The organism is Vibrio sp. OPT41, assembly GCF_015163595.1.
Lineage (GTDB): Bacteria > Pseudomonadota > Gammaproteobacteria > Enterobacterales > Vibrionaceae > Vibrio > Vibrio alginolyticus.
The window spans coordinates 191,504-204,078 of record NZ_JADDYH010000038.1 but is presented as its reverse complement, the minus strand read 5'-3'; the positions used below and the strand labels follow the sequence as shown (position 1 = coordinate 204,078).

At 45.3% G+C, this 12,575-nt stretch carries 12 protein-coding genes; 7 read left to right on the top strand and 5 right to left on the bottom strand.

Annotated elements, in window-relative coordinates:
* Positions 1-125: 125 nt before the first annotated feature.
* Together mtgA and IQP38_RS17075 are read left to right on the top strand one after the other, a co-directional pair.
* Positions 126-800 (top strand): monofunctional biosynthetic peptidoglycan transglycosylase, encoded by a 675-nt coding sequence (gene mtgA, locus IQP38_RS17080; protein WP_031778873.1) that lies wholly within the window; start codon positions 126-128, stop codon positions 798-800.
* Between the two features lie 180 nt (positions 801-980).
* Positions 981-3,041, top strand: a complete 2,061-nt coding sequence (locus IQP38_RS17075; protein WP_193837787.1) for an alpha-amylase — start codon at positions 981-983, stop codon at positions 3,039-3,041.
* Positions 3,042-3,420: 379 nt separating this feature from the next.
* Here IQP38_RS17075 and IQP38_RS17070 read toward each other — a convergent pair whose 3' ends face one another.
* Both IQP38_RS17070 and IQP38_RS17065 read right to left on the bottom strand, forming a co-directional pair.
* Positions 3,421-4,137 carry a DsbA family protein gene (locus tag IQP38_RS17070; protein WP_020195400.1) on the bottom strand — a complete coding sequence of 239 codons (717 nt, stop codon included), beginning with the start codon at positions 4,135-4,137 and terminating at the stop codon, positions 3,421-3,423.
* Positions 4,138-4,228: 91 nt separating this feature from the next.
* Positions 4,229-4,552: a hypothetical protein gene (locus IQP38_RS17065; protein WP_038894554.1), complete on the bottom strand. Its 324-nt coding sequence runs from the start codon at positions 4,550-4,552 to the stop codon at positions 4,229-4,231.
* Positions 4,553-4,974: 422 nt separating this feature from the next.
* On the opposite strand from IQP38_RS17065, the gene IQP38_RS17060 reads away from it, so the two are divergent.
* The 4 genes from IQP38_RS17060 to IQP38_RS17045 all read left to right on the top strand — a co-directional run bounded on the left by IQP38_RS17060 (position 4,975) and on the right by IQP38_RS17045 (position 7,928).
* Positions 4,975-5,715, top strand: coding sequence for a nucleoside recognition domain-containing protein (locus IQP38_RS17060; protein ID WP_005437881.1), 741 nt, complete (start codon positions 4,975-4,977; stop codon positions 5,713-5,715).
* Positions 5,715-6,182 carry a YjiG family protein gene (locus IQP38_RS17055; protein ID WP_005374849.1) on the top strand — a complete coding sequence of 156 codons (468 nt, stop codon included), beginning with the start codon at positions 5,715-5,717 and terminating at the stop codon, positions 6,180-6,182. The genes IQP38_RS17060 and IQP38_RS17055 overlap by 1 nt, the downstream gene beginning before the upstream one ends.
* Before the next feature lie 9 nt (positions 6,183-6,191).
* On the top strand, positions 6,192-7,316 hold the full coding sequence (locus tag IQP38_RS17050; protein ID WP_039988038.1) for a M20 family metallopeptidase: 1,125 nt from the start codon (positions 6,192-6,194) through the stop codon (positions 7,314-7,316).
* Between the two features lie 237 nt (positions 7,317-7,553).
* Positions 7,554-7,928: a YkvA family protein gene (locus tag IQP38_RS17045; RefSeq protein WP_193837786.1), complete on the top strand. Its 375-nt coding sequence runs from the start codon at positions 7,554-7,556 to the stop codon at positions 7,926-7,928.
* Positions 7,929-8,026: 98 nt separating this feature from the next.
* Here the strand turns inward: IQP38_RS17045 and IQP38_RS17040 are convergent, their stop codons facing one another.
* The 3 genes from IQP38_RS17040 to IQP38_RS17030 form a co-directional block, all read right to left on the bottom strand.
* Positions 8,027-9,331, bottom strand: coding sequence for a dicarboxylate/amino acid:cation symporter (locus IQP38_RS17040; protein ID WP_176311354.1), 1,305 nt, complete (start codon positions 9,329-9,331; stop codon positions 8,027-8,029).
* A 389-nt stretch (positions 9,332-9,720) separates the two neighbouring features.
* Positions 9,721-10,986: a DUF1835 domain-containing protein gene (locus tag IQP38_RS17035; protein ID WP_005374868.1), complete on the bottom strand. Its 1,266-nt coding sequence runs from the start codon at positions 10,984-10,986 to the stop codon at positions 9,721-9,723.
* Between the two features lie 280 nt (positions 10,987-11,266).
* On the bottom strand, positions 11,267-12,157 hold the full coding sequence (locus IQP38_RS17030; protein ID WP_017634451.1) for a LysR family transcriptional regulator: 891 nt from the start codon (positions 12,155-12,157) through the stop codon (positions 11,267-11,269).
* 109 nt (positions 12,158-12,266) lie between these two features.
* Between IQP38_RS17030 and IQP38_RS17025 the strand changes: the two genes are divergently transcribed.
* Positions 12,267-12,575 (top strand): monooxygenase, encoded by a 309-nt coding sequence (locus tag IQP38_RS17025; RefSeq protein WP_005374871.1) that lies wholly within the window; start codon positions 12,267-12,269, stop codon positions 12,573-12,575.

Genomic DNA, 12,575 nt, shown 5'->3' with positions numbered 1-12,575 from the left:
CAAATTCTAAGCCCGTTTTACATTGTAAATCGGGCTTTTTTTAACCAAGTTTTCACTAACGATAAACAGACTGCATACTCTATACTTGCATCATATTGTTTTATGAAATCAGGCTAGGTCGGACTTTGAGAAAGATTAAATCCCTTCTGTTCAATATCTTATTGGTGCTTTTGCTTTTACCAGTGATGCTCGTTGGCATAGTGAAATACATCGATCCACCAATTTGGGGATGGAAGATCAGCCGCATAATTTCTCCTCCTGAAGGATTTCCTGAAGAGAGTCAAAATGAATGGGTGCCTTTGAGTGATATTTCTAAACACATTCAACTGGCCGTGATTGCGACAGAAGATCAAAAGTTCCCGACCCATTACGGAGTGGATTTTGATTCCTTGTTTAAAGTGATCTCAGAGTCTGGCGAGAGCGGTCCCTCTCGCGGTGCGAGCACGATTACTCAGCAAACTGCAAAGAACGTGTTTCTGTTTCCTTCACACTCTTATGTGCGCAAAGCGTATGAGCTTTATTTTGCTCTGCTGATGGAAGCAATGTGGAGTAAAAAACGCATTCTTGAAGTGTATTTGAATGTGGTGGAGTTTGGTCCAGGTATTTATGGCGCGGAAGCCGCTGCGCAAAACTACTTTGGTATTCCTGCTAAACAACTTTCAACACGCCAAGCAGCAAGGCTTGCGGTGGTGCTGCCAAATCCGTATCGCATCAAAGTTTACCCTCAGACTTCTTACACCATCAGCCGCGTCAATTGGGCGATGAGACAAATGCGTAACCTTGGTAGCGTTCAGCTTTAAACTCCTTTTTACCCTGCTCATAAGTAGAACTACGCCCCCATAAAAGCAAAATGTGAAGCGTCACAAGCTTTAGGGCGTAGCTTTTCAGAATGATGCGCTCAGTTTTTCATCCATTTACTATTAGTGTGAATAAAACTACAACACGAATACTGCGCCTATGCGCAACCAATGGACTGAACGATGAAACTGAATCTGATTACGACTACCTTATTGCTTGCATCGGCAAGTGCCATCGCCGAGCCAAACATCACCATTTCTACCACGACCAACAGCCGTGACTTTCCGTTAAGTGCAGAGCAGCCTTTGGTTGTGCCCTTAACCAAAGACGGATACACGCTCAAAATCACGGGTGTTGAAGGCGACTGTGTCGCGCCTGATGGCCAGAAGGTCAAATTCAACAAAACTATCGCGCTGAACTGCGGAAAACCAACAGAACTGCCGTTAAAAATCCGTTTTACTGGCGATTACTCTTTTGCTTTTGATGTGGAAGCGAAAACACTGCGCTTCAAGCGTGAACCTAAGAAAGCCGCCAAGACTGAATTCAAACGCCCAATCCCACAAGTGCAATGTGAGGTTTACCAAGGCGGCGAAGTCACCATCGCGCTGGGTGACAGTTTCCCCGATGGCACCAAGTTGCGTGATGCCTATTCTGGTCAAATGGTCGAAGTAAAAGATCAGCAAGTATCGCTGACGCCAAGCAAAGACTCAGGCGGTTTGGTGCTACTAGAGCCAGTGAAGAAAACCAAAGAAGCAGTACCGTTTGATTACCGTAATGCCAATATTTACTTCGTGATGGTCGACCGTTTCAACAATGCCGATACCAGCAATGATAACAGCTATGGTCGCAAGAAAGACGGTAAAGAAGAGGTTGGTACCTTTCACGGTGGTGACCTAAAAGGTGTGATCGAAAAGCTAGATTACATAAAGAGCCTAGGTACAGATGCAATTTGGTTGTCGCCAATCGTTGAGCAAGTACACGGTTTTGTGGGCGGCGGCGATAGCGGCTCATTCCCATTTTACGCTTACCACGGTTACTGGACGCGTGACTTTACCAAGATTGATGAGAACTTCGGTAACGAAGCTGATCTTAAAAAGCTGGTGGAAGAGGCACATAAACGTGGCCTTAAAGTCTTGATGGACGCAGTAATCAACCACACTGGTTACTCAACGTTAGCCGATTTGCAATTTGATGGTATTGAGGTGTTAAAACCAAACGCTGAACTACCTAAGAAGTGGGGGGATTGGCAACCAAAAGCGGGTGAAAATTGGCATAGCTACCACCAGAATATTGATTACCAGAGTCCAAACTGGGCGAAATGGTGGGGCGGTGACTGGATAAGAACAGGTCTACCGGGATACCCAGCTCCGGGCAGCAGTGATATCACTATGTCATTGGCGGGTTTGCCTGATTTTATTACCGAATCAGACAAAGCCGTGAAGCCTGCGCAGTGGCTATTGGATAACCCTGGTACTCGCGTAGAGGCGCGTGACAATTACACCGTCTCGGATTACTTGATTGAGTGGCAAACTGATTGGGTGAAGCGCTTTGGTATTGATGGCTACCGTGTCGATACGGTGAAGCACGTTGAAGGCGATGTGTGGAAACGCTTGAAAGAAGAGGCTTCAAGCAGTCTTGAGCAGTGGCGTAAAGAGAACGGTAAGTCAGGTCAGCCATTCTGGATGATGGGTGAAGTATGGGGACATACCGCTTATCGCAGCCCTTACTTTGACGATGGCTTTGATGCGTTGATTAACTTCGACATGCAGAAGAAGTTAGACAAAGGCGCGGCGTGTTTCAGCCAAATGGCAGACACCTACCAAAGCTATGCAGATACTATCGCCAATGAGAAAGACTTTAACCCTGTGAGCTACATGTCTTCTCACGATACGGAGTTGTTCTTTTCTCGCTTCAAAGATTACGGCATGCAGCGTAACGCAGCGAATGCACTGCTTCTAAGCCCTGGTGCTGTTCAGGTTTACTACGGTGACGAAGTGGGTCGTAACATTGGTCCTTACGCGGACGATTTCCACCAAGGCACACGCTCTGACATGGTATGGAAGCTATCGGATGAGAAGCAAGCGCTGCTCAAGCATTGGCAAACCCTTGGTCAGTTCCGGAAAGCGCATCCAGCGATTGGTGCAGGTCAGCATCACGTGATTGAACAAGAAGGCGCATACGTGTTCTCTCGCTCGCTTGGCAATGACAAAGTCGTTGTGGCGTTTGTGGGGCGTGACAAGTAGTTAGAACTTTGTTTTAAGCCTAGATAGAAAAAGCCCTTTCTTGAGTTCTCAGGGAAGGGCTTTGTTGTTTTTGATGTTTACTTATCTATTCTAGGGTCTGTGGACCTTTCGAGCTGATTTTTGCAGCGAATTGTTGGGTATTTATACAAGACAGAGACTTTGCTATGTAGCTAGCCTACATAAGAAGTCGATAACGCAGTAGAAATGACCAACAAACACTGCCCAAAGGGTTCGGCTAAAATCGTTTTATGCTTTGTTAAGGCGCACTTGCTTAGAGTGACTAGGCGACATACTCCTTGCCTCGCCTAAAACGATTTTATCTCGAACAAAATTTAACCGCGAAAGGTCAACAGACCCTAATAACTATCTATTTCGATAGTTATTTCTTTAGCTCTTGGTCGATGACTTTCTCAAGCTCTTCGAAAGGTACATAACCCGGAATGACTTGGTCATTAATGATGATCGCTGGTGTGCCTCGTAGACCTAAGCGAGTGAAGTACTCGTAGTTTTTATCCAACAACGCTTTGGTCTCTTTGTCGTCGACAAGCTGTGCTTCTGTGCCGGTTTTCTTAGCGATTTTTTGTAGTGAACTTGCATCATGTGGACCCGGCTTCTTCACCAACAAGTCGTGCACTTCTTTGTACTTGTCATGTTGGTTCTGCCATACGTTCAATGCGTAACTTGCCGAGTTGTAACCGTTCTTCTCGTACTGTTCTTTGAACGATACCGTCATGTTCAGCACTTTTACCTGCGGATATTCTTTCTCTACCTTCACTAGCTCACCTTCAAGACGCTTACAGAAAGGACAGCTGTAATCGGTTACGTTGATGATCGTCAGTTCTGGGTTCTCTGCACCGAAGTAAGAGTGCTTGCCATCGTTAAGATAGGCGCGCGCTTCATCCAAAGTTGCGTTAAACGTTTTTTGGTAAGCGACGTAGTCTTGCAGGTTCTGATGCAGTGAATCGAGGATCTGCGGGTTTTCTTTCAGTAGTTGAGTAATTTCTTGCAGCTTCTCTTCTGACGTTTTTTCTGCTGCGTGTGAAAATAGAGGTACCAGCGCGATAGCCACAGTTAATAGTGTGCGTGTGAATTTCATGATATTTCCTAAAACTCTCTTTCTTCGCGGTTTTTGTCGCGAAGTGATTAAAAATAAAACAATTGATTTGGGGAAGAAGAGCAATCGGGTTTTATTCTCTAAACACACATAGCTTGAGGTGCACCCGATATTTGTCGGGTATCGGCTCGGTATGATGGCGGAAAGCATTACGGTCGGTGCTAGTGATAGATAGCAAGACGAACGCAAATAGGAATAAGGGCACAATGAAGCTGTCGAGATGGTTTTGTGAAACCTGAATCAGCTTTTCAGACAATTCACACTGCTTAGTCAGCCCTTTCTCGCTCTTTTGTTGCTGCGCAGCAGCGTGTTCAGCTGTCACTTGCACGCCAATCAGAGGGCAAGATTGGTAGAAGCCTGCATTTTTACTTAAACAGATCACGATAACCCAAGCCACAAGGGCAAGTGTCCATCGAGCGATGTTGGATTGTGATCGAAGCAAAAGGCAAACCCTGAGTAAGTCTCTAAGTAATGACCGAACCACCCTAAAATAAATTACACGGAACTTTTGTTAATTTTTGGTCAAGAAATCTCAAATAAGCAACAAACCATGAAGCACGTCGAAGGTGTGGCTAATAACAAACTTGTTCATAATTTTGGTTTGTTTTGTTAATGGATGAGATTTGCTGATAGTTAGATAAATCTACCTTATCTTGGTCATAAATATTTATTATCTTTTAAATGTGATTCAAATCATAAAATAAAACTTCATAATTGAGTGACATGATTGTTCGGTAAATGGATTGATTTTGATCATCTCTCTAGCACGTCGTTCAAGGGATCATCTATGCGTTCTGTTCCACATACATAGGTGAATTTATGACAAGCCCTGTTCATGCTGAACGCAAGGTGACGATCGGGTGTTACATTGCACTCGCGTTTGCGGTTGTGTTCTTTTCTGGTCTGATGCAATCCAACGAATGGTACGGTGTATTCGACTTTACAACGCTTAATGGCTCTTTCGGTAAAGTGGCTTACGGCGTAACGGAAGGTGCGGATGGCGCGGTTCAAGCTGCGACTACCTCTTTCCGCGGTACTGGTGGTAGCGGTGCTCGTGACGGTTTCATTTTCGCACTAACTTTGATTCCAACCGTTATGTTCGCATTAGGTATGATCAACGTACTTGAGCACTACGGTGCGCTCGAAGCTGCTCGTAAGCTTCTTACTCCTCTTCTACGTCCTCTAATGGGTATCCCTGGTAACTCTGGTCTGGCTCTGATTGCTTCTCTACAAAGTACCGATGCAGGTGCAGCTATGACGCGTCAGCTAAAAGATGAAGGTCACCTAACTAAGCGTGAAACGGATGTATTTACTATGTTCCAGTTCACTGCAGGTGCAACCATCGTGAACTTCTTCTCATCAGGCGCTGTGCTGTTCACATTGACGATGGCTGACGGCTCTCTAGCGGTAACGTCTTCTATTGGTTTAGCGGTTGTGGTGATGTTCGCATTCAAGATCATCGGTGCGAACCTGTTCCGTATCTACCTAAACATGACGGAAGGTAAAGAAGACAAGCAAGACCAAAACAAATCAGAGAACCTAAAAGAGGAGACGGCATAATGGGTGACGTTAAAGCGAAAAAACCAATGGTGACGGATATCTTCGTCGAAGGTGCAAAGAAAGGCTGGGTGATTGCGACTACTTCTACGGTTCCTAACGTATTGATGGCGTTCGTTATCATCAAAGCACTTCAAATCACAGGCGCGCTGGATCTGATGGGCACTGTGTTTTCTCCAATCATGGCGGTGTTTGGTCTTCCGGGTGAAGCAGCAGCGGTATTGATCGGTGCTTGGATGTCGATGGGCGGCGCGGTTGGCGTAGTAATCACGCTATTTGACCAAGGTATCCTTAACGGTACGCACATTGCGATTCTAGCGCCTGCTATCTACCTAATGGGCTCTCAAGTTCAGTACATGGGTCGTATCATGGGGCCAATTGGTACTGAAGGTCGTTACATCCCAGTTATGATTGCAATCTCAGTATTGAACGCGTTTGGCGCAATGCTGGTGATGAATCTGTTTGTCTAGGAGTGAGTCATGCAATTCTCTCTAAATGAATATCTAGAAGAGCTACGTCCGCTAATCAATGTGGATTGTGGCACTTACACCACTGATGGTATCGAGTTCATCGCTTCTCAATTTGAAGAGAAGTACCAAGCGATGTCAGGTTGGAGCGTAAAACGCATCGACTGTGGTAGAGCGGGCATCGGTCTCGAAGTTCGAAACAAGCCGGAAGCTGAGCAAATCGACGTGATGCTGATTGGTCATATGGATACAGTGTTCCCTGTAGGTACTGCTGAGCTTCGTCCAATGTCTCAAGATGCAGAGAAAGCTTACGGACCGGGCGTCTCGGACATGAAATCTGGCTTGCTGAACATCGTATACGCGATGCGCAATCTAGACCAAGCGGTGTTGGATAAGCTGTCTATCGCTATCTGCATGAACCCAGATGAAGAAACGGGTTCTCTGGACTCTGTGGATTGGATTCAATCAATAGCGAAAAATGCTAAGAATGTACTGGTTGCAGAAGCAGCACGTGCAGACGGTGGTCTAGTGAAAGCGCGTAAAGGCATGGCTCGCTACAAAATGACCTTTAATGGCGTTGCAGCTCACGCAGGTAACGAGCCAGAGAATGGCCGCAGCGCAATCACTGAGATGGCGAATTGGATTCTGGCTGTCAATGCAATGACCAACTTTGAATCTGGTACTACGCTGAACGTCGGTATTGTTTCTGGTGGTAACGGCGCGAACATAGTTCCGGAACATGCTGAAGCGATCGTGGATGTGCGTTTCTGGAGCAACGAAGAGTACGATGATGTCGATAGCAAGCTAAATGGCATGCTGGAAACACCATTCGTTGATGGCGTGAGCATCGAGTTGGTTCGTGAAGCGTATAAGCCTTCTATGGTGCCAAGCCCACAAACAGAAAGCCTGATGATGCTAGTTGAAGAAGCGGCAAGTGAACTGGCTATCGACATCAATTGGAAGGAAGTCGGTGGTGGCTCTGATGCAAACAACACGGCGATTCTAGGCGTTCCAACTTTGGATGGTCTAGGGCCTATCGGTGCAGGCTTCCACAGTGACCAAGAGTACTTGTTGCTTGAGTCTATTGAACCACGTATCAAAATGCTGATGCGTGTATTGGAGAAGATTGCTCAATAAGGCATTCTGCTTCTAAAGCTTGGTTCCCAAAGCTGTTGGTTTCAAACCATTTGGTTTCCAAGACTTTTGATTTCCAAAACTTTTTGTTTCCAAAGCAATAATCCCCGGACTTCGGTTTGGGGATTTTTTTATCTAGCCATTTTGTTTCCTTTTTTCATTATCATTACTCGCTATTAATCCTACGTTCAGGTTCATCGCCTTAATATCTATGCCACAGTCATAAATTTAGGAGGCACGATGACCACAAGCATGTCTGTAAATTCGGCGCCCGATGACGTCTTAGACCAAACGATGCAAGCACCAGATGAGAAAACCTTCTGGCGCAAAATGAAAAATTCCGTCAAGAAAGCAGGCGAAGAGATTGCGGTTATGGGCATCAAATCATGGCTTGCGATGGCAGATTCCAATACTTCTGTTCGCCACAAAGCGATCCTTGGTGGCGCGTTAGCTTACTTTGTTCTCCCCACTGATATGGTGCCAGATGTACTAGCTGGTGTCGGCTTTACCGATGACATGGCAGCACTGACGCTAGCGGCGAACTCGGTCGGCAATGCCATCACCGACGAGCATGAAGAACAAGCGAGAGAAAAGCTGAGTTCGATGACGGAGTAGGGCAGCTATGACCTATTCTTTAGATTGCAGATAAAACAAAAGCCCCGATGTTTCCATCGGGGCTTTCATTTAGACAGGATAATTGAGTTTGGAAGGGTTTAAGCTTCCGCGCGTTTCAGATGCACTTCTTCTTCTGCGACCCCAGCTTTTGGATCGTTGAAGCGAGTTTCATCCAGAGCGCCTTCCGATTTAGCAACAATGATAGTCACTGCGCTGTCACCGGTGATGTTTACTGCGGTACGAATCATATCAAGTAGACGGTCAACACCCATGATGAGCGCGATACCTTCAAGCGGCAGACCAACTTGGTTCAATACCATAGCAAGCATGACAAGACCCACACCAGGAACACCTGCGGTACCGATAGACGCCAGAGTTGCCGTCATGATAACCATTAGGTAATCGCCCATAGTTAAATCAATATTGAAAGCTTGAGCAATAAACGCAGTTGCTACGCCCTGCATGATCGCCGTACCGTCCATGTTCACGGTTGCACCAAGTGGTACTGTGAACGATGATACACGGTTCTCAACACCCATGCGGTGCTTTGCTGTTTCCATTGTCACTGGAATCGTCGCGTTTGATGATGCGGTCGAGAAAGCAAACATGATCGCGTCTTCCATCTTACGCAGGAACGTAATTGGATTTAGACCAGTGAAACCTTTTAACATTAAGCTGTAAGTGACTAGGCCGTGCAGGACAAGCGTCCCCGCCAGTACTAAGAAGTACTCTGCCAGATTGACGATTGCGCCCAGACCAAGACCAGTAAATAGCTTCGCCATTAAGAAGAACACACCATAAGGCGCCAAGTTCATCAAAATCGCAACCAGTTTCATGATCACTTCATTCAGATCAGCGAAGAACGCTGCAATACGTTCACCAGGTTTGCCTGCTGCGCTGATCGCGATACCAAATAGTACCGCGAACACAATAACTTGCAGGGTTTTACCTTCAGCCATCGCACTGATAGGGTTGGTTGGGAACATATCGATGATCACCTGACCCAAAGATGGTGCTTCTGCTGATTTGAATGAACTTGCTGCGGTTAGGTCAGCGCCAGCACCTGGCTGGAACAGAGTACCCATAGTTAGAGCAAGCGTAATCGCGATAGCCGTTGTTGTAACGTAGAAAGCGAGGGTTTTACCACCCATGCGACCCAGTGTAGAAAGGTCTTTGAGAGAGCTAGTACCACAAACTAACGAAACAAATACTAGCGGTACAACAAGCATTTTTAAGCTGGCAACGAAGATCTGTCCACCAACTTCGAATAATCCATTAACAATGTATGCGTCGACAAATCCGTTGTCGGCAAAAAGTGTGCGAATTGCAAATCCTGTCAAGATACCCGCAACCATACCTAAAATTACGCGGCTGGTAAGCGACATCGGTTTCTTGGTATTCATGAGAACACTCCTTATAGTTATGCACCTTGAGTTCACTTCAAAGCGGCGAGCAGATTAGCAGCGGAGTGAGAAAATACGAAAGAATAATCCTCTAAATGGTTAATAGATGTGAACTTTATCACTAATAAAAATGGAATTTTAACCAAATATTAACGAGTTGGCTGGATAAAAAGTTTGTATTTTAACACTTTTATCGAATATACAACCGATAACAAAGAGGATTTACAATAAATTTTAATAAGAGATAGAGTGCATACTCTCTTTGAGTGGATGCATTTCTGCATAACTATTTAAGTTGTATTCAGACTAGCGGTCGCTTCTTTAGGGATAATTTAGTATTGAGTGTTCATCAGAGCCAACGAACCCTTTATGCTTTCATATTTGTCAACTCAATGATGGTTGGCAAGTGTAGTTAGTTGGAGGTGATCCCAGCTCCAATAACTTTGACTGGTATTTTTAATCCCTCCAACCCAATAGCATTGTTTCGCTCGTATTAAGCCTTCCAAACACTGCTTGCCAGCCTCAGTGATACGGACGCTTTGTTCCCACCAGTGCCTTTCACGTGACTCAATCGTGATCAAAGGTGTTTGACACTGTGCTAGAGGGAGGAGTAACGCGTAAAACATCACGTCTCCTAGGTAAGGAAGAGGTTCTAGTTGTTGATATTGCTCAAACCAATCTTTGATGGGAATTGAACGATTTTGCGAGCTCAAAACCTTTAGTGCGAGGTGTTGTGTCAAGCTCAATCCAGTTTGTGAATTAGGTAACTCTTGCAAATGGCGTTTAAGCACGTTGAATATATTGGGCAAGCAATCCAGGTTATGCTGCTGAATCAAATTAACTATGGAAATAGGTGTCGGTGATGTAATAGCGTGCCAACACCGTTTAGCCTGACTGAATAATTTTGCTGTCACAGGTTTACGGTATCGCCAACAAGAACGAATAGCTTCTTCAGGCAACTGCCCAAAGCCGATGAATCGTTCAGTGCCCGGGAACTGGTTCAACTCAATGATCTCTATCACTTTATTCTCTACATTCTCTAACTGTGTTAGAGCACGAATTAGCATCAATTGATCATAACTGTCATGTTCGACCCAAAAGACGATTCGTTCAAATACATCACTTTGCAACAGATCGAGGTTTGATTGTTCCAATGTGACTATATCTTGAACCGAGTCTTCACGCTTCATCACGGGCAGCAGAGTCTCTACGACATATTGGGCACGAATGGCAAGGAAGTTCTGCGGTGTTGCTGGTATGGGGCCAATACAAAGCGGATCGATCAGGGCTAAAAATGTCCCTTCAAATCCGCTGGCTTTAAGTTGTTGTTGAATGTCGTGGCCACAACGAACGTGTAGCGTTTTTACTTTTGCATCTAGGGGCGGTTTTTGTTCTTTGATGGCTAGTTTGTGCGCTTCTAGCTCTTCGACATGAGCTTTTAGTTTACTCCAACTGGATAAGCCCAGTTCTCTTGCGAGTGCATGTTGAACGTCAGCCAATTGAATTGTATTGGGAGCCAAAGATTCTGGTTTGGAGTGAAATCGCTTAACTAACTCCAACGTGGCGTCATCGTATAGGCGGATAGCTTTGAGCCTTTTTTTAGCAATGGATTTTTGCTGATTGATATTGATCGAGAAGCTATTTGTAGAGTTCATATTTCACCTTTCTTATTTCTTCCACACTCGCCTAAATAGAAGCTAAAAAGAAGGTAAAAACAGATTGTGCCTGCTAAACCAAGCAGGTGAGGATATTGCCGTGAACCGAGTTCTTTCCGCGAGTATTGGGTGCTTTAGGCATGAGCAGAGTGATAGTAGGTGGTCGCTATCCTTCGTGCAACCTTTTGTGAGAGTGTAGCGTCACAAAATGGCCGTTTCTCTATGTTTAGGGAGAATCAATAGGCGATAACACTAGCGATTCAACTCAATACCACTGTTGCTAGACTCGAGTTTCTACACTTTTGAGTAAAATACGATAAAGCGCTTGAGTCGCAGGACCACTTTTGGCTCCTTTGGGCAAAGTGAGGTGCAGCGCAACTTGATATTGATGGGAGTGTTCGAGCTCCAATACGTTAATTTTATCGCTCTTTCGGGCTGAGACTAAGTGCGCTGGTAGCCGACAAAACCCAACGCCTTGCTCTACGGCGTGAAAAGCGTGGTCGAAGTTATCGACGGTAATACGCTGACGTGCGCGTAACCAACCCACATCTCTTTTCGTTTTGTCTGAATCACCTAAGTCACGGATGACAATTTGGCTGGTGGTTGCAAAATCGTCGATGGAAACATGCGGCTTTTTAGCGAGTGGATGGTGTGCTGCGATTACAGGCAGCATGGTTGTTACGCCAAATGCTTCGGCAGGGTAGTTGGTTATCGGTAAGTTGATGATTGCGATGTCAGCGAGCTCATTTACGACCATTTCGGTTGTTTTGCTCAGTGACGTTTCAACCACTTGAACGGAGGTCGTGTTGTTGTCCTCCAAAAATTGACTGAGTGGTGCATAAAGCCAACAAGGGTCACAAAGATGATCTACTGCGACCGTGATTTGAGATTCCACCCCACTTTTTAACTGCTCGCTGATGACTTCTAGTTCCCGCGCTTGTTCAAGCATGGATTGTGCACGACGCAGTATGGTTTTGCCGTGCTCTGTCAAACCCGCTTTGCGCCCTCGTACTTCGATAAGTTGAATACCAAGTTGGTCTTCTAACTTCCTCACCGAGTAGATCAATGTGGTATGGCTCTTGTTGAGCAGTAAAGCTGCGGATTGAATGCTGCCTTCTTGATTAATCGCTTGTAGCGTTTGCCATTGTTCTAAGGTCGTTTTTAGTCTCATGAGTCAATTTTTTAGACAGTTAATGGCGAAATTATGAACTTTTCTGTCAGTTTTATAAAGGTAATAATCTTGTCATCGAAAACGAGTCAATAAGAAGAGGAGACTCAAGATGGCGAAATTATTGCAAGTTGATTTTGAATTTCATGGTCCGTTTGGTGACGAGATGTCGAATGCTCTGGTCGACTTAGCTAAGTCGATTAACCAAGAGCCGGGCATGATTTGGAAAATCTGGACGGAAAGCGAAAAAGACAAACTCGGTGGTGGTATCTATCTTTTTGAAGATGAAGCCACGGCGCAAGCTTATCTCGAAATGCATGCCGCACGCTTACGAAAAATGGGCGTAGTCGAAGTACGAGGTCAAATTTTCGATATCAATGTGCCGTTAACGACGCTCAATCAAGGGCCTATTAGAGGATAA